The sequence below is a fragment of the Pseudomonas sp. P5_B2 genome, assembly GCF_056400445.1.
Genome location: NZ_JBFULH010000023.1, coordinates 28,899 through 54,526 on the forward strand (window position 1 = coordinate 28,899; position 25,628 = coordinate 54,526).

At 60.2% G+C, this 25,628-nt stretch carries 26 protein-coding genes; 16 read left to right on the forward strand and 10 right to left on the reverse strand.

All coding sequences use genetic code 11. The features are described 5' to 3' along the window. Window positions 1-34: 34 nt before the first annotated feature. Entirely contained in the window at window positions 35-520 is a 486-nt protein-coding gene (locus tag AC1DRJ_RS04750; protein WP_477801077.1) for a hypothetical protein, read from the reverse strand. Then, a complete protein-coding gene (locus tag AC1DRJ_RS04755; protein WP_477801078.1) occupies window positions 483-1,112 on the reverse strand; it encodes a nucleotidyltransferase domain-containing protein in 630 nt (209 codons plus the stop codon). The genes AC1DRJ_RS04750 and AC1DRJ_RS04755 overlap by 38 nt, the downstream gene beginning before the upstream one ends. A gap of 433 nt (window positions 1,113-1,545) precedes the next feature. Between AC1DRJ_RS04755 and AC1DRJ_RS04760 the strand changes: the two genes are divergently transcribed. After that, on the forward strand, window positions 1,546-1,926 hold the full coding sequence (locus AC1DRJ_RS04760) for a DUF6124 family protein (RefSeq protein ID WP_477801079.1): 381 nt from the start codon (window positions 1,546-1,548) through the stop codon (window positions 1,924-1,926). A 166-nt stretch (window positions 1,927-2,092) separates the two neighbouring features. On the opposite strand, the gene AC1DRJ_RS04765 is transcribed toward AC1DRJ_RS04760, so the two are convergent. The 6 genes from AC1DRJ_RS04765 to pilG all read right to left on the reverse strand — a co-directional run bounded on the left by AC1DRJ_RS04765 (window position 2,093) and on the right by pilG (window position 12,062). Further along, on the reverse strand, window positions 2,093-2,560 hold the full coding sequence (locus tag AC1DRJ_RS04765; RefSeq protein ID WP_477801080.1) for a chemotaxis protein CheW: 468 nt from the start codon (window positions 2,558-2,560) through the stop codon (window positions 2,093-2,095). Continuing rightward, entirely contained in the window at window positions 2,553-8,450 is a 5,898-nt protein-coding gene (locus AC1DRJ_RS04770) for an Hpt domain-containing protein (protein WP_477801081.1), read from the reverse strand. Before AC1DRJ_RS04770 ends, AC1DRJ_RS04765 begins: the two co-directional genes overlap by 8 nt. A gap of 30 nt (window positions 8,451-8,480) precedes the next feature. Further along, window positions 8,481-10,556, reverse strand: a complete 2,076-nt coding sequence (locus AC1DRJ_RS04775; protein WP_477801082.1) for a methyl-accepting chemotaxis protein — start codon at window positions 10,554-10,556, stop codon at window positions 8,481-8,483. Window positions 10,557-10,692: 136 nt separating this feature from the next. Beyond that, window positions 10,693-11,226: a chemotaxis protein CheW gene (locus tag AC1DRJ_RS04780; RefSeq protein WP_477801083.1), complete on the reverse strand. Its 534-nt coding sequence runs from the start codon at window positions 11,224-11,226 to the stop codon at window positions 10,693-10,695. 10 nt (window positions 11,227-11,236) lie between these two features. Beyond that, entirely contained in the window at window positions 11,237-11,602 is a 366-nt protein-coding gene (gene pilH / locus AC1DRJ_RS04785; RefSeq protein WP_027926574.1) for a twitching motility response regulator PilH, read from the reverse strand. Window positions 11,603-11,657: 55 nt separating this feature from the next. Next, window positions 11,658-12,062 (reverse strand): twitching motility response regulator PilG, encoded by a 405-nt coding sequence (pilG, locus tag AC1DRJ_RS04790; protein ID WP_477801084.1) that lies wholly within the window; start codon window positions 12,060-12,062, stop codon window positions 11,658-11,660. A gap of 225 nt (window positions 12,063-12,287) precedes the next feature. Between pilG and gshB the strand changes: the two genes are divergently transcribed. The 7 genes from gshB (at window position 12,288) to AC1DRJ_RS04825 (ending at window position 18,356) form a co-directional block, all read left to right on the forward strand. Next, window positions 12,288-13,259: a glutathione synthase gene (gene gshB / locus AC1DRJ_RS04795; RefSeq protein WP_477801085.1), complete on the forward strand. Its 972-nt coding sequence runs from the start codon at window positions 12,288-12,290 to the stop codon at window positions 13,257-13,259. Window positions 13,260-13,365: 106 nt separating this feature from the next. Then, the gene (locus tag AC1DRJ_RS04800; RefSeq protein WP_477801086.1) at window positions 13,366-14,265 is read left to right on the forward strand and encodes a TonB family protein; all 900 of its coding nucleotides are present in this window, start codon (window positions 13,366-13,368) and stop codon (window positions 14,263-14,265) included. A 179-nt stretch (window positions 14,266-14,444) separates the two neighbouring features. Beyond that, window positions 14,445-15,017 carry a YqgE/AlgH family protein gene (locus AC1DRJ_RS04805; protein WP_477801087.1) on the forward strand — a complete coding sequence of 191 codons (573 nt, stop codon included), beginning with the start codon at window positions 14,445-14,447 and terminating at the stop codon, window positions 15,015-15,017. Continuing rightward, entirely contained in the window at window positions 15,017-15,454 is a 438-nt protein-coding gene (gene ruvX, locus AC1DRJ_RS04810) for a Holliday junction resolvase RuvX (RefSeq protein WP_090178626.1), read from the forward strand. Before AC1DRJ_RS04805 ends, ruvX begins: the two co-directional genes overlap by 1 nt. Window positions 15,455-15,552: 98 nt before the next feature. Continuing rightward, a complete protein-coding gene (pyrR, locus tag AC1DRJ_RS04815; RefSeq protein ID WP_477801088.1) occupies window positions 15,553-16,056 on the forward strand; it encodes a bifunctional pyr operon transcriptional regulator/uracil phosphoribosyltransferase PyrR in 504 nt (167 codons plus the stop codon). A 27-nt stretch (window positions 16,057-16,083) separates the two neighbouring features. Continuing rightward, window positions 16,084-17,088 carry an aspartate carbamoyltransferase catalytic subunit gene (locus tag AC1DRJ_RS04820; RefSeq protein WP_477801089.1) on the forward strand — a complete coding sequence of 335 codons (1,005 nt, stop codon included), beginning with the start codon at window positions 16,084-16,086 and terminating at the stop codon, window positions 17,086-17,088. Further along, entirely contained in the window at window positions 17,085-18,356 is a 1,272-nt protein-coding gene (locus AC1DRJ_RS04825; protein WP_477801090.1) for a dihydroorotase, read from the forward strand. Before AC1DRJ_RS04820 ends, AC1DRJ_RS04825 begins: the two co-directional genes overlap by 4 nt. Window positions 18,357-18,525: 169 nt before the next feature. On the opposite strand, the gene AC1DRJ_RS04830 is transcribed toward AC1DRJ_RS04825, so the two are convergent. Continuing rightward, window positions 18,526-18,957 (reverse strand): NINE protein, encoded by a 432-nt coding sequence (locus AC1DRJ_RS04830; RefSeq protein ID WP_477801091.1) that lies wholly within the window; start codon window positions 18,955-18,957, stop codon window positions 18,526-18,528. A 250-nt stretch (window positions 18,958-19,207) separates the two neighbouring features. Between AC1DRJ_RS04830 and AC1DRJ_RS04835 the strand changes: the two genes are divergently transcribed. Then, window positions 19,208-19,825: a C40 family peptidase gene (locus AC1DRJ_RS04835; protein ID WP_477801099.1), complete on the forward strand. Its 618-nt coding sequence runs from the start codon at window positions 19,208-19,210 to the stop codon at window positions 19,823-19,825. A gap of 49 nt (window positions 19,826-19,874) precedes the next feature. Here AC1DRJ_RS04835 and AC1DRJ_RS04840 read toward each other — a convergent pair whose 3' ends face one another. Continuing rightward, the gene (locus AC1DRJ_RS04840) at window positions 19,875-20,909 is read right to left on the reverse strand and encodes a type IV pilus twitching motility protein PilT (protein ID WP_477801092.1); all 1,035 of its coding nucleotides are present in this window, start codon (window positions 20,907-20,909) and stop codon (window positions 19,875-19,877) included. Window positions 20,910-20,966: 57 nt separating this feature from the next. On the opposite strand from AC1DRJ_RS04840, the gene AC1DRJ_RS04845 reads away from it, so the two are divergent. The 7 genes from AC1DRJ_RS04845 to AC1DRJ_RS04875 form a co-directional block, all read left to right on the forward strand. Beyond that, a complete protein-coding gene (locus AC1DRJ_RS04845; RefSeq protein ID WP_477801093.1) occupies window positions 20,967-21,653 on the forward strand; it encodes a YggS family pyridoxal phosphate-dependent enzyme in 687 nt (228 codons plus the stop codon). Between the two features lie 24 nt (window positions 21,654-21,677). Continuing rightward, window positions 21,678-22,496, forward strand: coding sequence for a pyrroline-5-carboxylate reductase (gene proC / locus AC1DRJ_RS04850; RefSeq protein WP_477801094.1), 819 nt, complete (start codon window positions 21,678-21,680; stop codon window positions 22,494-22,496). A 24-nt stretch (window positions 22,497-22,520) separates the two neighbouring features. Beyond that, entirely contained in the window at window positions 22,521-23,108 is a 588-nt protein-coding gene (locus AC1DRJ_RS04855; protein ID WP_477801095.1) for a YggT family protein, read from the forward strand. Then, window positions 23,108-23,398 (forward strand): DUF167 domain-containing protein, encoded by a 291-nt coding sequence (locus tag AC1DRJ_RS04860; RefSeq protein WP_007945502.1) that lies wholly within the window; start codon window positions 23,108-23,110, stop codon window positions 23,396-23,398. Before AC1DRJ_RS04855 ends, AC1DRJ_RS04860 begins: the two co-directional genes overlap by 1 nt. A 178-nt stretch (window positions 23,399-23,576) precedes the next feature. After that, the gene (gene metX / locus AC1DRJ_RS04865) at window positions 23,577-24,716 is read left to right on the forward strand and encodes a homoserine O-succinyltransferase MetX (protein WP_477801096.1); all 1,140 of its coding nucleotides are present in this window, start codon (window positions 23,577-23,579) and stop codon (window positions 24,714-24,716) included. Window positions 24,717-24,723: 7 nt separating this feature from the next. Then, window positions 24,724-25,344: a methionine biosynthesis protein MetW gene (metW, locus tag AC1DRJ_RS04870; protein WP_477801097.1), complete on the forward strand. Its 621-nt coding sequence runs from the start codon at window positions 24,724-24,726 to the stop codon at window positions 25,342-25,344. Between the two features lie 26 nt (window positions 25,345-25,370). Then, a partial coding sequence (locus AC1DRJ_RS04875) for a DUF4426 domain-containing protein (RefSeq protein ID WP_477801098.1) occupies window positions 25,371-25,628 on the forward strand: 258 nt, incomplete at its 3' end.

Genomic DNA, 25,628 nt, shown 5'->3' on the forward strand with positions numbered 1-25,628 from the left:
GGCATCAATCAAGCTGAGCGGTGGATCGTTACGGTCAGGGTAATGGTTGGTTGGAGATATCTGTTGCCTGGACTGGCGCCTTCGCGAGCAAGCCCGCTCCCACATTGGATCGGCGTACACCACGAACCAGCAACTGCTCAGCGCTTTCCAACAACTGCGCCAACAACGCCGGATCTTCACCCATGTAGCCCTCGTACTCCGCCAGGTTTCGTCGCTCATGGCACAGCGCGAATAACCGAACCTGCACTTTGCCAATATCAGCGGTATGAACCAGGCACTGAAACACCAGGTATCTCTTGTCTGAACGGTAACCACACAAGCGAAGAGCCGTCAGAGCCAAGGCATGGGCAACGTGGTAAGCCAGGTCAAAACGGCTTGCGAAGGAAAGCGAAGACGTTTGCGCATCTTTCAATCGATCCACAGCGGAACGCATCAGTCCTTCGCACTCCTTGCGATCCGGCGGCTCGGCTTTCAGGCCACCGCTACGTAACAGGTTCTCCAGATTCTCGTTGCTGCCCATCCTTGGACTCCAAAGGGTTTCCCCCCATCAGGTTGATCTTTTCCTGCTGTGCCACCCGCACGACAAAGCTGTTTTCAGCCGCCAGTTTTGCGGTCCAGTCGTCGGGGGTGTAGAGCGTCGGGTTGAGGACGCGGCCCAGTTGTTCTTCCAGAGGCATGAGCCGCTCCATCACTTCACTGTAGTGGAGGCTTTCGCCGATCAGCATGAGATCAATGTCACTGGATGCGTTTGCCGAGTCCTTGGCAATTGAACCGTACACAAATGCCCAGGTGATCTGCTCGGCAAAGGGTTGCAGCGCCTGGCGTAAAGGCTCGGCAATACCAAAAGTCTTGCGGACGATGCCTGACAGTTCGGCATAGATCGGGCATTGCGGATTGGCTTGATAGTGGGTCTGGTTGCCCTGACGGCTCAGGTTCAGCACGCCGGCCTGCTGCAATCGATCCAGCTCGCGCATGAGGCTGCCTTTACCCACTTGAGCCCAGCGGGCGATCTCGTTGGCGAAAAAACTGCGGTCGGGTTTGCTGAACAACAAGCCCAGCACTTTTTGCTGAGTGGTCGTGAACAGGGCTTCGCTGAGGGAAAGGTTTTTCACAGTGGCAACCGATGAGTCCCAAAAAGGGAACGATAGGTCCCTTTTTGGGACTTTTCAACTTTCGCCGGTCGATTGGGATTTTGTGTTTAAAAGTTTGTTCGCTGGAAGGGTGTGAGGCTACACAGTCCGGCGGCGCCGCCTACAGCAATGCCGGAAGCCGCTGACTGGTGGGGTTTTGCGTTGAGCTATATCGTTTGTGGGTCGCTGCCAATTCAGCGACCGGGCGTGGAACCCCGCGGTGTTGAAGGCGCAAAAGCGCCCCTCATGACGTATGCTTGCGCACCTTTAATGTGTGCACTCCGTTATGGCGGCTGTGCGCGGGAGACCTTCGGGTCTGCCGGGTTTCTCCACCTCGGGTTCCAACCTGCGTACAGCTGCCACCCCTTCGCGTGGAACCGATGGAGCAGCTGAAAACCATTACTGGAGGTTCACTATGTTCAAAGTCACTCCCAATCCCCCGGAAACCGATACCGATTCCGACGCCCCCCTCGAAGCCGAAAAACTCAAGGAAGCCGCCGACCGCGCCTTCGCCCATTACTTCCCTCCTGCCAGCGGCAAACCATCGAGACGCCGTAACAAGTCCCAGCTCTTCACGGTATGCCCCGACATCGACGCCGAAGCCCTGCTGGCCAACGCCTCTGAAGACATGCTGTCGATCAGCGCGATTACTGCCGATCTGGCGGACGATGTGGAAGGCTCACGCCGCTCGGTCGCCTTGGCGATCAGCCGAATGGCGGATGGGGTTCAGTTGTTGGTGGAACGGGCGTTGGACCACTACGAGGTGTTGCAGATGCAGTTGCGCGCCAAGGTCTAGCGCATAACCCCTGTGGCGAGGGGGCTTGCCCCCGTTCGACTGCGCAGCAGTCGCAAGACCAAGCCCTGCGGTATGTCTGGAAAAACCGGATTGCAAGTTTTGGGGCCGCTGCGCAGCCCAACGGGAGCAAGCCCTCGCCACTCAAGCCCCCTCTCCACAGGGTCAATCAGACCAACCCGGCACTCACCAGTAACTCCTCCAGCGCCAGCAAGTCCGGCACTTTAGCCACTTGCTCGCCCACCTGCACCGCCGCTTGTTCCAGCGGGCACAGCGGCACATCGACATAACTCAACTGACTGTCGAGCTTGTACGACCGAGGAATCCCCTGCACCAGCAACGCAATGAACTTCAACTCTGCCCGCCCGCCCAGCGCATTGAGAATCACGATCCGCGCGCGCTCACCGATCACGACTTTATTACCGCAGGCCGATTCAAAACTGAGCAACGGAATCTGCCGATCACGCCACTTCACCAACCCCAGATACCAGGGCGGCGTATCCAGATCGAACGCCCCCGGCTGATAGTCGATCAGCTCCGCCACCGCGACGTTGGGCACGATCAGGTTGCGGTCGGCCAAGGGCAACAGCAGGCCGGTGAGGTTGTTGGTGCGCTGGTAAAAATGGTCATCAAGCATGGGATTTGCTCCACAGGGCGATGCTTTCGAGCAGCACCGATTCCTGGTACGGCTTGCCGAGGTAATCGTTGACGCCGATGGCCATCGCGCGGTCGCGGTGTTTCTGGCCGGTGCGCGAGGTGATCATGATGATCGGCAGGTGCTGCAAACGCTCGTCAGCGCGCACCTGGGTCGCGACTTCGAAGCCGTCCATGCGCGGCATCTCGATGTCCAGCAGCATCAGGTCCGGCATGTGCTCTTCGAGCAGCAACATTGCATCGACCCCGTCCTTGGCGGTCAGCACGTTCATGCCGTGGCGTTCGAGCAAACGGCTGGTGACTTTGCGCACGGTAACCGAGTCATCGACCACTAGGACCAGCAGTGGTTTGTGATGCTCGATCTCGTTGTCCTGGGGCTGCGCCTGTTGCGGCGCAGGCGCCTGCATGGCGCGGATCGGCGCCAGCAAATCAAGAATAAGCACCACTCGGCCATCGCCCAAAATCGTCGCGCCGGACAAGCCCTGCACCGCCGCGAACTGCGGGCCGAGGCTTTTCACCACGATCTCACGGGTGCCGGCCATGGAGTCGACCTGCACCGCAATGTGCCGCTCGTTGCATTGCACCAGCAACACCGGCAACGGCAGGCTTTGCCCCAGCAGTTTCGGACGGGTGCTGGTTTTCAGCAACTCGCCGAGGTAGCACAACTCATAGTCCTGCCCGGCGTAGTTGTACCTTGGAGGATCGAGTCGGAAATGCCCTTCCAGTTCGTTGGGCAGCACACGAACGATGCCGTCGATGGTGTTCAGCGGGATTGCATATTGATCTTCAGAACACTGCACCATCAGCGCGCGATTGACCGACACGGTGAACGGCAGGCGAATGCGGAAATGCACGCCCTGCCCTGGCACCGAGTCGATGACCATGGTGCCGCCGAGTTGGCGAACTTCTTCATGGACCACGTCCATGCCAACGCCACGCCCGGAAATCTGGGTGATCTTCTCGGCTGTGGAAAACCCCGGTTGCAGGATGAACTGCAAGACGTCGCGATCACTGATATCGGCGTCCGCCGCCAGCAAGCCGCGCTTGATCGCCTTGCGTCGCACCGCGTCCAGCGGCACGCCCGCACCATCGTCGCGGATGTCGAAAATCATGTCACCGCCTTCGCGGGACAAGTCGAGGGTGATCAGCCCCTTGGCCGGTTTGCCGGCCGCAACTCGCACCTCGGCCGATTCCAGGCCGTGGTCCACGGCGTTGCGCAGCATGTGTTCCAGCGGCGGCGCCATACGCTCAAGGACGTTGCGGTCCATCTCGCCTTCGGCATTGCCGACAATGAATTCCACGTCCTTGCCCAGTTCGCTGGAGACCTGCCGAACGATGCGCTTCAAACGCGGCAGCATGCGTTCGAACGGCACCATGCGCGTGCGCATCAGGCCTTCTTGCAACTCGGTATTGATGCGGCCCTGCTGTTGCAGCAGGTTTTCCGCGTCCTGGTTGCGCCGATCGAGGGTTTCCTTCAGGTCCAGCAAGTCAGAGGCCGATTCGAACAGCGCACGTGACAGTTGCTGCAATTGTGAGTGGCGGTCCATTTCCAGCGGGTCGAACTCTTCGTAGCCCAGGCGTTCGGCGTCGACTTGCTGGCGGCTGAGAATGCGCCCCTGGGTTTCGGTATCGAGCCGGCGCAATTGGTCGCGCATCCGCTCGATGGTGGTTTCCATCTCGCTCAGGGTGACCTGCGCATCGTTGACCTGTTGTTCGATACGGCCACGGAAGATTGAAGTTTCACCGGCCAGATTGACCAGGTCGTCGAGCAGTTCCGCCGAGACCTTGACCATGTCGGCGCCCGCTTCCGCTTGTAATGCCGGTGTTTCTGGCTTGGCGACTGGCGTTACAACGGCCGGTTGTAGCACGGCCGGATGGCTGAAGTTCTTGATCGCGTCGATCAGTCGGTCAGCAGGCGGCAATGGCTGCCCGGCGCGGGTCGCATCGAGCATCTGCGCCAACCGGTCGTGACTGCTTTGCAGCAACGTGAACAGCGCTGCACTCGGTTGCAGCGCACCCGCTGACAGGCTTTCGTAAAGAAATTCCAGCTCATGGGCAAGGTCGCCAATCGGCGCAATTTCCACCATGCGTGCGCCGCCCTTGAGCGTGTGCAGGTCACGCAGCAGGGTTTCCATTTCTTGTCGGCTCGACGGCTCGGCCTGCCAGCGCACGAGCGCGGCGCCAGAGTTTTCAATGATGTCGAAACCTTCCTCCAGGAAGATCTCCAGCAACTCGGGATCATGCCCCGGTGAATCCTGGACCGGCGCTGGTTCCGCCAATTCGGTGGCGTTCGCATTGCCCTGACGAAACTCGCGAATCGCCTCGATCAGCTCGCCCGGGTTCCCCAGCGATTGTTGGTTCTGCAACTGATCAAGCAGCACGGCGAGCCGGTCATGGCTTTGTAGCAGCAACTGCGCCAAGGTTTCACTGTGGTGGTAACGGCGGTCCACCAAACCTTCGTACAGGCTTTCCAATTCATGGGCGAGATCGCCAACCGGCTGGACTGCGGCCATCCGCGCCCCGCCCCTGAGGGTGTGCAAATCCCGCTGCAAGGACAACAGCGGGGAAGCGTTGCCCGGATCACTCAACCAGCGCTGCAGGGCCTGGCCGGCACTTTCGAGGATATCCACCGCTTCTTCGAGGAAGATCGAAACGATTTCATCATCCAGATCCACCTGGGTCGCCGCTTGCTCTAGTTCAGCGGTGGCGCTGCCCAGCTCGCGGATGCTCAGGGTACGGCTGCCATCACTGCGAATCAGGCCCATGGACAACGGATCCAGACTTTCATCCAGCAAACCGCGCAAGGCCCGGATACGTTCCGGTTGCGGGTTGATTTCCTGGCCGGCGGCCAATTCATCCAGCATGTTGATCAGCGCTTCGTGAGCCTGTTGCGCCTCATGGAAAAACCGCTCGCTGACCGCCAGGCTGCTCTCTTCCACCGCGCCGTACAGGTCGAGCAAAGCTTCGCAGAGCCCGTCCACCGGATGCAGGTCGGCAAGGTGCGCGCCTTCGCCAAGCGTGGTCAGCTCGTCGAGCAGCGCGGTCAGCTCCTGACGCTCGCCGGGATGCTGCTGCCAGCGCTGCAACAGGCTTTCGGCGTCCAGCAGGATGTCCATGCCCTGGGACAGGAAGTTGTTGATCAACTGCGGATCGCGCTTGGTTCGCAGCGCGGTATTGGGCGTGCTCGACAGGGTTTGCAGACGCTCAGCGAGCAACGCCTGGGTGCGTTCGATCAATGGGCCGGCGCCGCGTATCTGCGCCAACGGATCCGTCTTGAGCTGTCGCAACCCGAGCCGGAACAACCCCTCGGCTTCCAGCAACAGTTCGACTTCGTCCAGGTCCAGTGCGATCAGGTGCGCCTTGTACTCGCGGGCCAGTTGATCCAGTGCCGTCGCCAGCTCGGCAATCGGCAAGACGCCGGCCATCGAGGCGCTGCCTTTGAGCGTGTGCAGCGCCCGTTGCAACTCGTCGCTGGCCTGAAGCGGCACATGCTCGGCGGCCTGATCGAGAAAGCGGTTGAGGCTGGCCAGATGGGTTTCGGCTTCTTTCCGGAAGATCTCCAGCAACAGCGGGTCAAGGGCCGCGACGTCCTGGGTATCTTCATCGCTGGCCGGCGCCTCTCCCTTGGCAAGGGCATGCGCACGCGCGGCCAACTGATCGACATCATTGCGCTGACGTTGGGCATTGCCGGCGTATTCGGCCACCAGTTCCGGCAGCAAATCCAGTGCTTCGGTGAGCAGTTGTTGCACGGCGGCCCCAGGCGCGATGCTGTCCTCCAGCACACGGTTGAGCAGGTTTTCCACCGCCCAGGCCAGCTCGCCCAGCACCAGCGCCCGGACCATCCGGCCACTGCCTTTCAACGTGTGGAAGGCTCGGCGCACCTCACTCAAGGCAGACTTGTCATCCGAGTTGGCTGCCCAGCGCGGCAAGTATTCCTGGAGAATATCCAGAACTTCATCGGTCTCTTCGAGAAAGACATCGCGCAGCTCATCGTCAACCGGCTCTTCACCGGCGGGCGGCGGCAACAGACTGCCCGGGGTGTTCAGGGCGGGCGGGTTGACGGAAGACACGGGGTTGGCCAGCACATCGGCCAGCGACTGCACGATCTCGGGGTCATCGAGTTCCTGCATCTCCTGCATCACCCGGGCTTCACTCGGGCTGAGCACATCGTCGAGCATCGGCACTTGCTGTTCGCTGGGGAAAAACCCGAGCGACGCCAAACTTTTCTCGGCGACATCAAGCAGTTGTTCGCCCGGTGCTTCAGGATCGTCGCCAAGGCGCTCCAGGTAATACTCGATGCTGGTCACCACGTCGGCCAGGCTGTCGAGTTCCTGCCAGTCGGGCTGGTCCGGCTCCACCAGCAAATGCTCGCGGATGAAGTGATTGCAGGTTTCGATCAGGCTCGCTGCACGGCTCAACGGGATCATCGACAACGCGCCGCGCACTTGGGTCAGCAAGGCTGGCAACGCCTGCAAATGCTGGCGATCCCAGTCGGCGTCGATGTAGTCGACGATCATGTCCTTGGCCTGCTGCAGACAGATGCGCGCTTCGCGGATGACGATCTGGTGGATCTGCGTCAGATCGGTGGTCGGCAGGCGACTTTCTTCCTGACTCTCAGGCTCTACCGTGCCCATCATGCCGGACAGATTGGCTTCGACGTAGAGCAAGGCACCCGCGACGTCCATGAGGATCGCGTCGTTGGGTTCGCGTTGGCCCTGAGCCAGGCTCAGCACCACCGCCAGTTGATCGATGATGACTTTGCGCGGCTGACCAAACCCCAGCACCGCCAGGGTGTCGGCGATTTGCCGCAGCGGTGCCAACAGACTCTCGAGGTCCGAGGTGTGCTGGCGGTCGCTGCGCACGAACAGGTCCAGGCGCTCCTTGACTCGCACCAGCTCTTCACAGAGCGCAGCCAGCACCGAGCGCATGGCATCGCGGTCGGGGCCGGCCAGTCGCGCCCGTTCTTCATCGACCATCGCGCTGTCGGGCAACGCGTCGTCCAGTGAGTAGCGATCTTTCATGGTCAGCATCTGCCCGGTGGGATGGTCGGCCTTGGCAATGTAGAACAGTAAACTCTTGATCAGCTCCGGCGGTGCCGGTTGATTGATGGCGTGGATGCCTTGTTCGAGCAAACGCTTGAGTTCATGGTCGGCCTCCTTGAACAGGCTGCGCAACGCCGGACTGTTGGCGATTACGCCAGCGCGCATGCCTTCGACCAGCGCCGACGCGACTTGCCACAACGGGCTCAAAGGCGCACCCGCGCACACCCCTTCGAGGTGTGAAAAAACCCTCGTCATATAGTCGAGGTGGGTGTGGTCATCCTGTTCCCGCAGCAATCCGACCAAGGCCATTTGCAGCATCTGCCGCAATTTGCGCAGCACATTGGCGAAATCCGCAGGCTCCAGCAGTGCCAGCGCTGCGTCGTCCAACGGTGGCAGTTCCACCAGTTGCGGGCTGAACAGGCTGGTTTCCGAGAGCAGGGTGTCCCCCCGGGCACTGCGCAAATCGTTGAGCAGCGGCAGCACCACCAAGGGTAGGTCACGGCGCGCACCTTGCACCCGGTCGAGGTAAATCGGCAGTTGCCCGAGGGCTTGCATCAACAGGTGCAGCGCCTCGTCACGATGGCTGACGCGGTTGTGCTGTAAGGCACTGGCCAACTGCTCCATTTCTTCGGCGAGCAGGGCCGCACCGTAGAACTCGACCATCTGCAAACTGCCGTGCACCTGATGGATGTACGCCAGGCAATCGCTCAAGGCGTACAACGCCTGCGGGTCATCAAGCAGGGTTTCGATCGCTTGATGGGCCTGCTTCAGCGTTTCGGCAATCTCGCCTTTGACCCACTCGAGGGCCACATAGTCGTGCCGATCACCCATAACCACTCCAGTCCCTACGCCAATCAAAAATCATACGCCTGTGGACGGCTCACGCTTATCCGCCGCCTTTACCTTGGCTGCCGGCAAGGTGAAGCCGGACACCGAACGCCGCAGCTGGCTGGCCATTTTCGCCAGGTTGCCGATGCTCTCGGCGGTGGCGGTGGAGCCGGACGAAGTCTGCGAGGTGATCTGTTGAATCACATTCATCGTCAGGGAAATCTGCCCGGCCGAAGAGGTCTGTTGCTGTGCCGCGTTGGAAATACTCTGGATCAACGCGGCGAGGGTCTTCGAGACACCTTCGATTTCTTCCAGGGCCACACCGGCATCCTGCGCCAGACGCGCACCGCGCACCACTTCGGTGGTGGTCTGCTCCATGGAAATCACCGCTTCGTTGGTGTCCGTCTGGATCGCCCGCACCAGGGTTTCGATTTGCCGGGTTGCGGCGGACGAGCGCTCGGCCAGGCGCTGGACTTCATCGGCCACCACCGCGAAACCACGACCGGCGTCACCGGCCATCGACGCCTGGATGGCCGCGTTGAGCGCGAGGATGTTGGTCTGGTCGGCAATGTCATCGATCAGGCTGACAATGTCGCCGATTTCCTGCGACGACTCACCCAGACGCTTGATGCGCTTGGCCGTGTCCTGAATCTGCTCGCGAATGTTGTCCATGCCGTGGATGGTGTTGTGCACCACCTCGTTGCCCTTGTTGGCAATTTCCACCGAACGCTCGGCCACCGCCGACGATTCAGCGGCGTTGGCCGAGACCTGATCGATGGACTGGGCCATGTCGTTAATGGCCGTGGAAGCTTCGGATATCTGCTGCGCTTGATGCTCCGATGCCTGCGCCAGATGCATGGCGGTGGCCTGGGTTTCCTGTACGGCGGCAGCCACTTGGCCGGCAGTCAGGTTGATGGTCGCCACCAGGTCGCGCAATTGGTCCACGGAGTAGTTGATTGAGTCGGCAATGGTGCCGGTGAAGTCTTCGGTTACCGACGCCGTGACAGTCAGATCACCGTCGGCCAGGTCTTCGATTTCGTCCAGAAGCCGCATGATCGCGTTCTGGTTACGTTCGTTCTTTTCGGCGGTTTCCCGAAGCTGACGGTTGGTTTCACGAACCATCACCAGGCCGATCAGGATGATCGACATCAGGGCCAACAGACCCAGTACGTAACCGCCAATGGTGTCGACATTGCGCCCGCCGGCGAGGTTTTCGAAACCGATTGCCAGGTGCGAGGCTTCGTCGAGCAGGGTTTGCGACAGGGTGAAAATGTTGGTCGCTGACTCGCGGACCTTGAACAGTTCGGGCGAGGTTTCGAGGATTTCATCCACCGAGCCGGAGACGAATTCGAACAGTTCGGAAATCTCGCTCAACCGGGCGCGGGCATCTCGGTCTTCGACCTGGGTGATCCTCAGCGCCACATTGCCCTGAAGCATACCGTTGAGCACCTGGCCGAAACGTGCGGCGTCACGACCGAAAGCATCGGCAGCCTGCTGTGAGTTTTCGTCGCCGGACAGTACGGTGTTCACCGCACCCAAAATGCGCTCTGCCAGCAGCGATTGACGCTGGGCCACCGCAACTTGCGCAGCCGGCGCCCCACGCTGCAGGAGGATTTCGACGACTTTCTCGTACTCGACCTGCAACTGCGGCACGGTTTCGGCCAAGGTCGCGGCGACCTGATGCAACGACAGCACGGTCTGCTCGCTGGAGAGGATCGCGTCGGTATTTTTCAGCAAGCGCTCCCAATCGAGCTGCACGGCGCGCATTTCCGGGCGCACCGTGGACGGCGCTGGCGGCAGGCCAGTGGCCGGGTCGCCCTTCTTCAGGTAACCCCAACGCAGTGCAAAGTCATTGCGCGCATCGCTGAGCAACTTGAACGCGGCCGCTTTGCCGGCGGCGGCTTCGGTGGCGTTTTTGGCGATGCGCTGGGACAGCACGCGCAGCTCGCCGGCGTGGCCGATGTACTGTTTGTCGTACGTGGCCTGGGTGTTGAGGTAGGCGAAATTGGCGAACAGCAGCATGATGAACACGATCAGCGCGATAAACAGCGCGACGATCTGCGAGCGGCTGCGCGATCCTTCTGGCTTGCCTGCTTTTATTTTTATCATCGGTAACCAACACCCTTTAGAGCTTGCCGAAGAACCTGTGGGAGCGAGCCTGCTCGCGATTCAGGCGCCCCGGTGTCTCAGGAACACCGCGTTATCGTTCAATCGCGAGCAGGCTCGCTCCCACAATGGACCGGGTTTACAGCGCGACATGCATAAAGCCTTGCGACTGCGCCAATGCAAACGGGCTGAACACTTGCCAGGTCTGCTCACGCTGGAACTGGCCTTTGACGAACGTCGACATTGGCCCACTCCACTGATCTGCTGGTTCCAGGCTGTCCTGGGCAAAGTGCTGCAAGCCGAAGACTTCGTCGACCAGCAACCCGGCAAACACCTCGTCATGCTCCACCACCAACACCCGCCGCTGCTTGCGCGCCGCCGAGACTTCGTGGCCAAAGAAACCGTACAAGTCCATGATCGGCAACAATCGCCCACGCAGGTTGGCCACCCCTTTGACCCAGGGTTTGACACCCGGCAACTGAGTAAAACGCGGTTCATGCAGGACTTCGCTGACTTCGCCCATCGGCGCGACGTACCACTGCTCGCCCAAGCGAAAACCGATGCCGCTCCAACTGTCCTGCCGGGTCGGCTGCGACGGTAGATCCGCCGCCAGCAGACGACAGCGCTGGTCGATCTGCAGCAGCAGTTCAAAAGCCGTCAACGATTCGCTCATGGACGGACGATCAACCGGCCAACACGTTGTTCAGGGTTTTGATCAGGGTCTCTTCATCGACCGGCTTGGTCAGGTAATCCTTGGCGCCCTGACGGGTGCCCCAGACTTTGTCGGTTTCCTGATCCTTGGTGGTGATGATGATCACTGGGATGTGCCCGGTGTCCGGGTCTTTGGTCAACTGGCGGGTTGCCTGAAAACCGTTGAGGCCGGGCATGACGATGTCCATCAGCACAGCGTCGGGTTTTTCCTGACGGGCCAGGGCCACGCCATCGGCACCGTTTTCAGCTTTCAACACTTCGTGACCGTGCTTTTCCAGCATGCCGGTCAGTTTGTACATTTCGGTCGGCGAATCATCGACGATCAGAATACGTGCCATGGTCTTCCCCATTCTTGTCGGCGCGGCCCGTTGGCCGAGCGTCACTGTGCGTGTCCTACTGCGGCAAAACGGCGGCGAAGCCCGGAACATGGGCCTGGATCGCGCTCAGCAGTTCTTCCTTGCTGAAAGGCTTGGTCAAAAACTGGTCGGAGCCGACGATGCGCCCCTTGGCCTTGTCGAACAACCCGTCCTTGGACGACAGCATAATCACTGGCGTGGACTTGAACGCACTGTTGTTCTTGATTAAAGCGCAGGTCTGATAGCCATCCAGACGCGGCATCATGATGTCGACAAAGATGATGCCGGGACGGTTATCGGCAATCTTGGCCAGCGCATCGAAACCGTCGATGGCCGTAATGACTTCACAACCCACATTCTTCAACAGCGTTTCGGCGGTGCGACGAATCGTCTTCGAATCGTCGATCACCATGACCTTCAAGGCGCTGGAATGCTGATCCATAAATGCTCTACCGTCGCCTTWGCGAATCAAATTGTCCGTGTGGTGGCTCGAAACCCTTGAAGCTCAAGGGCCGGCACGACATGGCAGCCTTTTTAGCACAGTCTCCAAATGCAATCTATCGGCCGGCCTGCGCGGTGGTTTTTCCTTGACCGGGAACACACTCAGCGCCACTCTGACGCCACTTTTTGATGTCCTTTCGGACCACCCATTTTCGAGGAAAAACCCATGAGCGTTCGCGTCGGGATTGTCATGGATCCTATTGCCAGTATTTCCTATAAAAAGGATAGCTCGCTGGCCATGCTGCTGGCCGCGCAAAAGCGCGGCTGGGAACTGTTCTATATGGAACAGCGCGATTTGTACCAAGGCGAAGGTGAAGCACGGGCGCGTATGCGGCCACTGAAGGTATTCGCCAACCCGGAAAAGTGGTTCGAACTGGGCGACGAAAGCGACGCGCTGCTGAGCGATCTGGACGTGATCCTGATGCGCAAGGATCCGCCGTTCGACATGGAGTTCGTTTACTCCACCTACCTGCTGGAGCAAGCCGAGCGCGCCGGGGTGCTGGTGGTCAACAAGCCGCAGAGCCTTCGTGACTGCAACGAAAAGCTGTTCGCCACGCTGTTCCCGCAGTGCACGCCGCCGACCGTGGTCAGTCGTCGCGCCGATGTACTGCGCGAATTCGCCGCCAAGCACGGCGACGTCATCCTCAAGCCGCTGGACGGCATGGGCGGCACGTCGATCTTCCGTCACCGTGCCGGCGACCCGAACCTGTCGGTGATTCTGGAAACCCTGACCGCGCTGGGCACCCAGCAGATCATGGGCCAGGCGTACCTGCCGGCAATCAAGGACGGCGACAAGCGCATCCTGATGATCGACGGCGAGCCTGTGGATTACTGCCTGGCGCGCATTCCCGCCGCCGGTGAAACCCGCGGCAATCTTGCTGCCGGGGGACGTGGTGAAGCCCGTCCATTGACCGACAAGGATCGCTGGATCGCAGCACAAGTGGGCCCGACCCTGCGTGAAAAAGGTCTGTTGTTTGTAGGCCTGGACGTGATCGGCGAGCACCTGACCGAAATCAACGTCACCAGCCCGACCTGCATCCGCGAAATCGACAACGCCTTTGGCACCGACATTGGCGGCCTGTTGATGGAGGCCATTGAGAAGCAGCTGCAAGCCGCAAACCGCAAGCCGCAAGCTTGAAGCTGATTGCCTACTCCTTGTCGCTTGAAACTTGTAGCTTGAAGCTAAAAACCAACATTGCGTTATCATGCCGAGCCCATAAAAACGCGATGTTGGTTTTTTTGCCATGACACTTCCGTCCGATCTGCCCGCTGAACTCGCCCATCGTGGCGTGCGCCCGGCTGATCGCCTCGGTTTTACCCTGTTTCTAGCGGCGTTGATTCACGTGGCGTTGCTGTTGGGCGTCGGCTTTACGATGGTCGAGCCCCAACAGATCAGCAAAACCCTGGAAATCACCCTCGCCACCTTCAAAAGCGACAAGAAGCCCGAAAAAGCCGATTTCCTTGCCCAGGAAAATCAGCAGGGCAGCGGCACCCTGGATAAAAAGGCCATCCCCAAGACCACCGAGGTCGCGCCTTTCCAGGACAACAAGGTGCAAAAAGTCACGCCGCCGCCCGCCGCCAAGCCAGAAGTGCAGGAAGCGCCGCCAAAGGCTGCCGTGACTACCGTCGCACCCAAGCCGAAAAAAGCGGCGGCCAAGAACGAAGAGGTCAAACCGCAAGTCAAACCCGCGGTGCCTGCACCGACTTTCGACAGTTCCCAGCTGTCCAGCGACATCGCCAGCCTCGAAGCGGAGCTGGCCAACGAACAACAGCTGTACGCCAAGCGCCCGCGCATCCACCGCTTGAGCGCAGCCTCGACCATGCGCGACAAAGGCGCTTGGTATAAGGACGAATGGCGCAAGAAGGTCGAGCGTATTGGCAACCTCAACTACCCCGACGAAGCCCGACGCAAACAGATTTACGGTAATTTGCGGTTAATGGTGTCGATCAACAGCGATGGCTCGCTGTATGAAGTACTGGTGCTGGAGTCGTCCGGGCAACCGCTGCTGGACCAGGCGGCACAGCGGATCGTCAGGCTCGCGGCACCTTTTGCGCCGTTTACCGGCGATCTTTCGGACATCGACCGCCTGGAAATCATCCGCACGTGGAAGTTTGCGCGTGGGGACAGACTCTCCAGCAACTGATCGCCACAAATCCCCTGTGGGAGCGGGCTTGCTCGCGAATGCGGTCAATTATTCAACATTGATATCGACTGACACGACGCCTTCGCGAGCAAGCCCGCTCCCACATTTGATCTGTGTCGACTGCCAAATTGCGGCATCCCAGCTTGTCAGTTCGCCCCTCGAACGCCACACTATCGTTCATGAAAAACGTCAGCCCCAGCTACCTCAAGCATCACTTCCTGATCGCCATGCCTCACATGGCCGACCCGAACTTTGCGCACACCTTGACTTACATCGTCGAGCACACGGCCAATGGTGCCATGGGGCTGGTGATCAACCGCCCGCAAGACCTGAATCTGGCCGAGATCCTCGAGCAACTGCGCCCGGACATCGAGCCGCCAGCGCTGTGCCGGCATGTGCCAATTTTCATCGGCGGCCCGGTACAGACCGATCGCGGCTTTGTCCTGCATCCCAAGGGCCAGAGCTATCAGGCGACCGTTGATCTGGAAGACGAACTGTCCCTGTCCACCTCGCAGGACGTGCTGTTCGCCATTGCCGACGGCGTGGGCCCGGCGAAAAGCCTGATCGCCCTGGGTTACGCAGGCTGGGAGCCCGGACAGCTGGATGCCGAACTGGCCCAGAACGCCTGGCTGACCTGCCCGTTTGACGCCGACATCCTGTTCAACACCAGCAGCGAACTGCGCCTGGAAGCGGCGGCCAAGCATTTGGGCGTCAACCTCAGCCTGCTCACCAGCCAGGCGGGGCACGCCTGATGGCCCTGCGTCTGATTTTGGGTTTCGACTACGGCACCAAGCAGATCGGCGTTGCGGTCGGCCAGGTGATTACAGGCCAGGCCCGCGAGCTGTGCACCTTGAAGGCGCAGAACGGCATTCCCGACTGGAATCAGGTCGAAGCCCTGATTAAAGAGTGGAAACCCGATGCGGTAGTGGTCGGCCTGCCCTTGAACATGGACGGCACCCCGAGCGACATGTGCCTGCGCGCGGAAAAATTCGCCCGCCGCCTGAACGGCCGCTACAACCTGCCCTTCTATACCCACGATGAACGCCTGACCACGTTTGAAGCCAAAGGCGAACGACGTGATCGGGGCGGGCAAAAAGGCAGTTACCGCGACAACCCGGTGGACGCCATCGCCGCCGCCCTGCTGCTGCAAGGCTGGCTCGACGAAAACAGCGCACTGTTCGAGTCCTGAAGCAACGAATCCTCAAGAGCCGCTGCAAGCGACTCTTTATAGCGACAACCCGAGCCACCCCACAAGCAGCATCGGCTCGGGCCCAAGAAGGAGCAACCATGAGCCTGCCCAATCCCGCCGAACTGATCAGCCAGATGGCGATCCGGCTTAACGCCCACCTGGCCAAACGAGCCATCAGCGAACCGCGTTACATCGGTATCCGTACCGGCGGTGTCTGGGTCGCCCAAGCCTTGCTCGATGAACTGGGCAGCGACTCGCCGCTCGGCACCCTGGACGTTTCCTTCTACCGAGACGATTTCAGCCAAAGCGGCTTGCACCCGCAGGTTCGCCCGTCGGCGCTACCGTTCGAAATCGAAGGCCAGCACCTGGTGCTGGTCGACGACGTGCTCATGAGCGGCCGGACCATCCGCGCGGCGCTGAACGAACTTTTCGACTACGGCCGCCCGGCCAGCGTAACGCTGGTCTGCCTGCTGGACCTGGACGCCGGCGAGTTGCCGATTCGCCCGAACGTGGTGGGCGCGACGCTGTCGCTGGCCGCCCACGAGCGGGTGAAACTGTCCGGCCCCGAGCTCAAGCTTGAACTGCAAGACCTCGCCCTTTAATCCGCCCTATTGAGAGTCCCCCTCGCGATGACGCCTCTAGATACCAAGCGCCCGCTGCAGCTCAATGATCAGGGCCAGCTGCGCCACTTCCTCTCGCTCGACGGTTTGCGCCGCGAGTTGTTGACGGAAATCCTCGACACCGCCGACTCGTTCCTCGAAGTCGGCGCCCGGGCAGTGAAGAAAGTCCCGTTGTTGCGCGGCAAGACGGTGTGCAATGTGTTCTTCGAAAACTCCACCCGCACCCGTACCACCTTTGAACTGGCGGCCCAACGGCTGTCGGCGGACGTGATTACCCTGAACGTGTCGACCTCATCGGCGAGCAAGGGCGAAACCCTGCTCGACACCCTGCGCAACCTTGAAGCCATGGCCGCCGACATGTTTGTCGTGCGCCACGGTGACTCCGGCGCCGCGCACTTCATCGCCGAGCATGTGTGCCCGCAAGTGGCGATCATCAACGGCGGCGACGGCCGTCATGCTCACCCGACGCAGGGCATGCTCGACATGCTCACCATCCGTCGACACAAGGGCGGCTTCGAAAACCTCTCGGTGGCGATCGTCGGCGACATCCTGCACTCGCGGGTGGCGCGCTCCAACATGCTGGCGCTGAAAACCCTGGGTTGCCCGGACATTCGCGTGATCGCGCCGAAAACCCTGCTGCCGATCGGCATCGAGCAATACGGCGTGAAGGTCTACACCGACTTGGCCGAAGGCCTGAAAGATGTGGACGTGGTGATCATGCTGCGCCTGCAACGCGAGCGCATGGCCGGCGGTCTGTTGCCGAGCGAAGGCGAGTTTTACCGCCTGTTCGGCCTGACCACCGCACGCCTGGCCGGGGCCAAGCCGGATTGCATCGTCATGCACCCGGGACCGATCAACCGCGGGGTGGAGATAGAATCGGCGGTGGCCGACGGTCCGCACTCGGTGATCCTCAACCAGGTCACCTACGGTATTGCGATTCGTATGGCCGTGCTGTCCATGGCCATGAGCGGGCAGACTGCGCAACGTCAATTCGAGCAGGAGAACGCCCAGTGAAGCTCAGTATTCTCGGCGCCCGCGTGATAGATCCAGCCACTGGCCTGGATAAAATAACTGACATCCACATTGAAGCCTGCAAGATCATCGCCCTTGGCGCCGCTCCGGCCGGTTTCGTTGCAGTAGACACCCTCGACGCCCAAGGCCTGGTTGCGGCCCCCGGCCTGGTTGATCTCAATGTCGCCCTGCGCGAGCCGGGCTACAGCCGCAAAGGCTCGATTGCCAGCGAAACCCGCGCCGCTGCTGCTGGCGGCGTCACCAGCCTGTGCTGCCCACCGAAAACCAAACCGGTGCTGGACACCTCGGCTGTGGCCGAACTGATCCTCGACCGCGCCCGTGAAGCCGGCAACACCAAGGTCTTCCCGATTGGCGCCCTGAGCAAAGGCCTGGACGGCGAACAGCTGGCTGAACTGGTCGCGTTGCGCGATGCCGGTTGCGTGGCCTTTGGCAACGGTCTGGAGAGCTTCCGCAATACCCGAACCCTCTGCCGGGCGCTGGAATATGCAGCAACGTTCGACCTGACGGTAATCTTCAACTCGCAAGACCACGACCTGGCCGAAGGTGGCCTGGCCCATGAAGGTCCGACTGCCAGTTTCCTCGGCTTGGCGGGCATTCCGGAAACCGCTGAAACCGTGGCCTTGGCCCGTGACCTGTTGCTGGTCGAGCAGAGCGGCGTGCGTGCGCACTTCAGCCAGCTCACCAGCGCTCGCGGCGTGGCCCTGATCGCTCAGGCTCAGGCCCGTGGGCTGCCGGTAACCGCCGATGTGGCGTTGTATCAGCTGATCCTGACCGATGAAGCCTTGATCGACTTCAGCAGCCTCTATCACGTGCAGCCGCCACTGCGCACCCGCGCCGACCGCGACGGCCTGCGTGAAGCAGTGAAATCGGGCGTAATCTCAGCCATCTCCAGCCATCACCAACCGCACGAACGCGATGCCAAACTGGCACCGTTCGGCGCGACAGAGCCCGGCATCAGCAGTGTTGAATTGCTGCTGCCGCTGGCAATGACGCTGGTGGAGGATGGTTTGCTGGATCTGCCGACGTTGCTGGCGCGCTTGAGTGCAGGGCCAGCCGAGGCACTGCGTTTGCCGGCCGGCAAGCTGGCGGTGGGTGGACCGGCGGACATCGTGCTGTTCGACCCGGCTTCTTCAACCGTTGCGGGTGAAACCTGGCTGTCCAAGGGTGAGAACTGCCCGTTTATTGGGCATACCCTGCCGGGTGTAGTGCGCTACACCTTGGTGGATGGACGGATTAGCCACCAGGCGTAACACCGTGGTGAGGGGGTTTGTGTGGCGAGGGGGMTTGCCCCCGTTGGGTCGCGAAGCGGCCCTAACACCTGCAATTGCGGTACATCAGATATACCGCATGCAATGTTTTACGACTGCTACGCAGCCGAACGGGGCGATGCGGCGTTCCGACAAACCCCCTCACCACAACTTACTTGAAAGCGCCTCTGTTCTGCGCGTTACGCAGCGAAACCTGGTCATTCAGCGTCCAGAAGTCATACAACACCCCGACAAAGAACAACCCGCCCGTCACCAGGTACAGCAGGCCACTGATCCACTTCCCCTGATACATCCGGTGTACGCCGAACACCCCGAGAAACGTCAGCAGAATCCACGCCACGTTGTATTCGATAGGTCCAGCGGTGAACCGAAGGTCAGCTTCACGGTCCATTGCCGGGATCAGAAACAGGTCGATCAGCCAGCCAATCCCCAGCAAACCGAAAGTGAAGAACCAGATCGTCCCGGTAACCGGTTTGCCGTAATAGAAGCGGTGAGCGCCGGTAAAACCGAAAATCCAGAGCAGATAACCAATCACTTTGCTGTGCGTATCTTGATGCGCGGTGGACTGTTGATAGCTGTTCATGAAGGACCTCGACTCACACGATAGATAAATATTCTTTAAATCTTTGTGACTTTTTTACAGGTTGCCGACGTATGGCAAATCCTGCAGTGACTCCTGCCAAACCCTTATACCACCTGACTTCTGTCGGACAATTGCGGCAATCTGCCGCTTGTTTGGTTCCATTTKCCACCATGTTGAATCGACCAACGGCCTCGGAAGGGCAAAAAAAGCTGTTATAAAGTTGCGCGTTCATACCTACGAGCCCTGCCTAATGCGTTCATTTTTAAAGACATGGCTAACCATTTGCCTTTTGATGCCACTGGCCGCCCACGCCACCAATCGTGAGCAACGTCTTCCAAACGTTAATGGTTACACCCCAAAATCCCATGTTTCTGCTCCTTCGAGCAAAAACAAACAAACAGCAAAAAAATCGATCCCGCTGAGCGACAACAGCAAATTTGTACCGCCTATGGCGAGCAAGGAAAGCAGCAATGTGCTGAGCCGTGCCGTCAACGTCCTCGGTACTCCGTATCGTTGGGGCGGCAGCAGCCCAAGTAAAGGGTTCGACTGCAGTGGCCTGGTGAAGTATGCGTTCAACGACGCCACTTTTGACCTGCCGCGCACCTCGAACGCCATGGCCARMGGTCAYGGCGAGRAAGTCGAKCGYRAGGATYTGAAGCCGGGCGACCTGATTTTCTTCAAMMTCAAGAGCCGTCGRGTCAATCACGTTGCCATCTACCTGGGCAACGAYCGCTTCATCCACGCACCACGCCGTGGCAAGTCGGTGAGCATTGATACGCTGAAGAAGCCGTACTGGGAAAAGCACTACGTAGTTGCCAAGCGGGTTCTGCCTAAAGAGCAGAATCAGATGCGCGTCGTTCAGCGTTGATGCGACACCGCTCGTTCCCACGCAGAGCGTGGGAACGATCGACTTCCTGTCAGAAGTTATCCGGCGACCGTGCCTTCTCCCGCGCATGCTCGCGACTGATCAAGCCCTTGGTCACCAACTCCTTCAAGCACATATCCAGCGTCTGCATTCCCAGATTCCCACCAGTCTGAATCGATGAGTACATCTGCGCGACCTTGTCTTCGCGGATCAGGTTACGAATCGCCGATGTACCGAGCATGATCTCGTGCGCCGCAATCCGCCCACCTCCAACCTTCTTCACCAACGTCTGTGACACCACCGCCAGTAACGACTCGGACAGCATCGAGCGCACCATCGACTTCTCATCCCCCGGAAACACATCCACCACCCGGTCGATGGTTTTCGCCGCTGACGTGGTGTGCAGCGTGCCGAACACCAGGTGCCCGGTCTCGGCAGCGGTCAGCGCCAGGCGAATGGTCTCCAGGTCACGCATCTCCCCCACCAGGATCACGTCCGGGTCTTCGCGCAGCGCCGAGCGCAAGGCGGTGGCAAAGCTGCGCGTATCGCGATGCACTTCGCGTTGGTTGATCAGGCATTTGCGCGATTCGTGGACGAACTCGATCGGGTCTTCGATGGTGAGGATGTGGTGATGGCGATGGTTGTTCAGGTAATCGATCATCGCCGCCAAGGTGGTGGACTTGCCGGAACCGGTCGGGCCAGTCACCAGCACCAGCCCGCGTGGCGCGTCGGTAATCTTGCGAAACACCTCGCCCATACCGAGGTCGTCCATGCTCAGGACCTTCGATGGAATGGTGCGGAACACGGCGCCTGCGCCACGATTCTGGTTAAAGGCGTTGACCCGGAAACGCGCCACACCGGGCACTTCAAAGGAGAAGTCGGTTTCCAGGTGTTTCTCGAAGTCCACCCGCTGGGTGTCGTTCATGATGTCGTAGATCAGCCCTTGCACCTGTTTGTGGTCCAGGGCCGGCACGTTGATGCGTCGCACATCACCGTCGACGCGGATCATCGGGGGCAGGCCGGCGGACAAGTGCAGGTCGGACGCGCCCTGTTTAGCGCTGAATGCCAGCAGCTCAGTGATATCCATAGCGCCCCTCAATTCCAGTAGAATGCCGCCAACCTTCAGACCGCTGGCGCACATTGAATGTCCACGATAGCAGACAACATTGCTCAGGTAAGTTCACGCATCCGTGCCGCCGCCCTGGCCGCCCGGCGCGATGAGCACAGCGTTCAGTTGCTGGCCGTGAGCAAGACCAAACCCGCCCAGGCCCTGCGTGAAGCGTACGCCGCCGGCTTGTGCGACTTTGGAGAGAACTACCTGCAGGAGGCCTTGGGCAAACAGCTCGAATTGGCCGACCTGCCCTTGATCTGGCACTTCATCGGCCCCATTCAATCGAACAAGACTCGCGCTATCGCCGAGCACTTCGCTTGGGTGCATTCCGTGGATCGCTTGAAAATCGCACAACGCCTGTCCGAACAACGGCCTGCCGATTTGCCGCCACTGAACATCTGCATCCAGGTCAATGTCAGCGGTGAAGCCAGCAAATCCGGCTGCACCCCGGCCGACCTGCCGGCGCTGGCCAATGCCATCAGCGAATTGCCACGCCTGACGTTGCGCGGGTTGATGGCGATTCCCGAGCCGACTGATGATCGTGCCGAACAGGATGCTGCTTTTGCTGCCGTGCAAAGCCTGCAAGCGAGTCTGAACCTGCCGCTCGACACACTTTCCATGGGCATGAGCCATGACCTTGAGTCGGCTATTGCCCAAGGCGCCACTTGGGTCCGTATTGGTACGGCCTTGTTTGGCGCCCGTGATTACGGACAGCCTTGACCACTTTCTTTCTAAGGACCTGACATGAGCAAAACTCGTATTGCCTTTATCGGTGCCGGCAACATGGCCGCCAGCCTGATCGGCGGCCTGCGCGCCAAAGGTCTGGACGCCTCGCAAATCCGCGCCAGTGATCCGGGTGTTGAAACCCGCACCAAGGTAGCTGCCGAACATGGCATTGAAGTCTTCGCCGACAACGCCGACGCCATTCAAGACGCCGACGTCGTCGTATTGGCGGTCAAACCCCAGGCGATGAAACTGGTGTGCGAAGCGATTCGCCCGAGCCTCAAGCCGCATCAACTGGTGGTGTCGATTGCCGCCGGCATCACCTGCGCCAGCATGAACAACTGGCTTGGCGCCCAACCGATTGTGCGCTGCATGCCCAACACCCCGGCGCTGCTGCGTCAGGGCGTAAGCGGCCTGTTTGCCACCGCCCAAGTGAACGCCGATCAACGCCAGCAAGCTCAAGAGCTGCTGTCGGCCGTGGGCATTGCACTTTGGTTGAACGAAGAGCAGCAACTGGACGCGGTCACCGCCGTTTCCGGTAGCGGCCCGGCGTACTTCTTCCTGCTGATCGAAGCCATGACCGCCGCCGGCGTGAAACTTGGCCTGCCGGCGGACATCGCCGCGCAACTGACCCTGCAAACCGCGTTGGGCGCCGCGCACATGGCAGTCGCCAGCGATGTCGATGCCGCCGAACTGCGGCGTCGTGTAACGTCGCCTGCGGGCACCACGGAAGCCGCGATCAAATCGTTCCAGGCCGGTGGCTTCGAAGCCCTGGTCGAAACAGCACTCGGCGCCGCTGCGCATCGCTCGGCCGAGATGGCTGAGCAACTCGGTCGCTAATCAGCTCTTACAAAGGAATCAAAGATGCTCGGACTCAATGACGCTGCCGTTTTCATCATTAAAACCCTTGGCAGCCTGTACCTGCTGATCGTACTGATGCGTTTCATCCTGCAACTGGTGCGTGCGAATTTTTACAACCCACTCTGCCAGTTCATCGTCAAAGCTACGCAACCGCTGCTCAAGCCACTGCGTCGGGTCATCCCGAGCATGTTCGGGCTGGACATGTCGTCGCTGGTGCTGGCGCTGATCGTGCAGATGGTGCTGATCGCCATCATCCTGGCGCTCAAAGGCTTCATGGTCGACTGGCTACTGTTGGTGCCATGGGCTCTGATCGCGCTGTTCTCGCTGTTTTTGAACATTCTGTTCTACGCAATGATCATCAGCGTGATTCTGTCCTGGGTCGCTCCGGGCAGCCATAATCCGGGCGCCGAACTGGTCGCGCAGATTACTGAACCGGTACTCGCACCGTTCCGCCGGATCATCCCGAACCTGGGCGGTCTCGACATTTCGCCGATCTTCGCATTCATCGTGATCCAGTTGCTGCAAAGCTGGCTGATCCCGCGCCTGGCCTACTTCGCCTTCATGCCGCAAGGGCTGCTCGGCCTGATCTGATGAGTTACTTTCGCTGGGACGGTGACGACCTGATTCTGGAGTGTCACCTGCAACCGGCGGCCCGCAGTGATGATTTCTGCGGGCTGCACGGGGATCGCCTGAAGATCCGCCTGACCGCGCCGCCGGTTGAAGGCAAGGCCAACGCGTATCTGATGGCGTTTCTGGCCAAGGCGTTTGGGGTGTCCAAGAGCCAGGTCAGCTTGATCAGCGGCGAGTTGAACCGGCAGAAACGGGTGCGGATTTGTTCGCCGAAGAAACTGCCGGAGTTGCCCGGATTGACCCTACCTTGATCGTTCCCACGCTCCGCGTGGGAATGCAGCCTGTGACGCTCCGCGTCACTGCCGAAGCAGACGCGGAGCGTCAATTGAGGCATTCCCACGCAGAGCGTGGGAACGATCATGGGTAGTCGCTTGCTGCTAGGGGCAGCGGTCTTTAGACTTACGCCTCATTTCAACGAGAGCAGGGTCGATGCCAACTGCCTTTCCCCCCGATTCTGTTGGTCTGGTGACGCCGCAAGTGGCGCACTTCAGCGAACCCCTGGCCCTGGCCTGCGGGCGTTCGCTTCCAGCGTATGACCTGATCTACGAAACCTACGGCACGCTGAACACCACGGCGAGCAACGCCGTGCTGATTTGCCACGCGCTGTCCGGTCACCATCACGCTGCCGGTTTTCACAGCCCCGACGACCGTAAACCCGGTTGGTGGGACAGCTGCATCGGCCCCGGCAAGCCGATCGATACCAGCAAATTTTTCGTGGTCAGCCTGAACAACCTTGGCGGCTGCAACGGTTCTACGGGTCCGAGCAGCATCAATCCTGACACCGGCAAGCCCTTCGGCGCCGATTTCCCGGTGCTGACCGTGGAGGACTGGGTGCACAGCCAGGCGCGTCTGGCCGACCGCATCGGCATCAGCCAATGGGCAGCGGTGATTGGCGGCAGCCTCGGCGGCATGCAGGCGATGCAATGGAGCATCACCTACCCCGATCGCATTCGCCATTGCCTGGCCATCGCCTCGGCACCCAAGCTGTCGGCGCAGAACATCGCCTTCAACGAAGTGGCGCGCCAGGCCATCCTCACCGACCCCGAGTTTCACGGCGGTTCGTTCCAGGAAGCGGGTGTGATCCCCAAGCGCGGCTTGATGCTGGCGCGGATGGTCGGGCACATCACCTACCTGTCCGATGACTCGATGGGCGAAAAATTCGGCCGTGGCCTCAAGAGCGAAAAGCTCAACTACGACTTCCACAGCGTCGAGTTCCAGGTCGAAAGCTACCTGCGCTATCAAGGCGAAGAGTTCTCTGGGCGGTTCGACGCCAACACTTATTTGCTGATGACCAAAGCGCTGGACTACTTCGACCCGGCAGCCAGCTTCGACGACGACCTGGCGAAAACCTTCGCCAACGCTAAAGCCAAGTTCTGCGTGATGTCTTTCACCACCGACTGGCGCTTCTCCCCTGCCCGTTCGCGGGAACTGGTGGACGCGCTGATGGCCGCCAAGAAAGACGTCTGCTACCTCGAGATCGATGCTCCGCAAGGCCACGACGCCTTCCTGATTCCGATCCCGCGTTACTTGCAGGCATTCAGCAATTACATGAACCGCATTACGTTGTGAGAAAGCCATGAGAGCTGATCTGGAAATCATCCAGGAATGGATCCCCGCCGGCAGCCGCGTGCTCGACCTCGGCTGCGGTGATGGCGAACTGCTGACCTGGCTGCGCGATAACAAGCAAGTGACCGGCTATGGCCTGGAAAACGACCCGGACAACATTGCCGAGTGCGTGGCCAAAGGCATCAACGTCATCGAGCAGGACCTGGACAAGGGCCTGGGCAACTTTGCCAGCAACAGCTTCGACGTCGTGGTCATGACCCAGGCACTGCAAGCGGTGCACTACCCGGACAAAATCCTCGAAGAAATGCTGCGTGTCGGGCGCCAATGCATCATCACCTTCCCCAACTTCGGTCACTGGCGCTGCCGCTGGTACCTGGCGAGCAAGGGCCGGATGCCGGTTTCGGACTTCCTGCCGTACACCTGGTACAACACGCCGAACATCCACTTCTGCACTTTTGCGGACTTTGAAGCCTTGTGCCGCGAACGTGAAGCCAAGGTCATTGATCGGCTGGCCGTGGATCAACAGCATCGGCACGGGTGGGCCAGCAAGCTATGGCCTAATCTGTTAGGCGAGATCGGTATTTACCGCGTCAGCAGCCCAGGACTTGCAGACCACAAGGTCGCGGTCTGACCCGCCACATTCCGAGGAGAACGATCATGGTTCGTCTAGCGCTGTTTTTACTCACTGCCTGCCTGAGCGTCACCACTTTTGCCGCTGACACAATCAGTCCCAAGCGCGAACAAACATTTGGTGACGTGACGGTGTACTACAACACCTTCAACTCGACGTTCCTGACACCGGACATCGCCAAATCCGTCGAGCAGGCGCGTAGCAAAAATCTGGGCATGATCAACGTTTCGGTGATCAAGGACGGTAAACCCCTGATGGCGCAGGTCACCGGCACTGTCAAGGAT